General features: G+C 46.5%; 1 protein-coding gene. It reads left to right on the top strand.

The genetic code is table 11. From position 1 onward, the window contains the following. Positions 1–50 precede the first annotated feature (50 nt). Positions 51–462, top strand: a 412-nt coding sequence (flgB, locus tag ACYC56_RS10535; protein ID WP_461374136.1) for a flagellar basal body rod protein FlgB, incomplete at its 3' end; no start/stop codon positions are given.

The raw sequence follows: 462 nt of genomic DNA, 5'->3' as shown, positions 1-462 counted from the left end.
TTTGACGAGGTCTTTGAAGGTCTTGAGGCAAGCGGAGGTGATCGAGGTTGATGTTGGATCAGTTGTTTTCGAACGACACATTTGTTTCACTGCAAAAAGGTCTTGACGCATCATCGCTCAGGCAGCAGGTAATAGCAAATAATGTGGCGAATATTAATACTCCTGGCTATAAAAAGCAGGATGTAAGCTTTGAGGACGAATTCAAGCAGGCAATCGACAACAAGTACGATGCCGGGATGTATCAGACAGACCCAAGGCACCTGCCGGGCGGAAGCTCATTGACTTCTGTCGGGATAAAGGTTAATACAATAGGGGCAACGTCGATGCGCTATGACGGCAATAACGTAGATATCGACGAAGAGATGTCAAAAATGGCGGAGAATGCAATCCGCTATAACGCTATGGCTCAGCTTATGAGCGGTCGCTTAAGTTCACTGAAAACAGTCATTAACGGAGGGAGGT

Source organism: Candidatus Aquicultor sp. (assembly GCF_054640775.1).
Note: the sequence above shows the minus strand (reverse complement) of the source record. Positions and strands in the feature narration are given on the sequence as shown.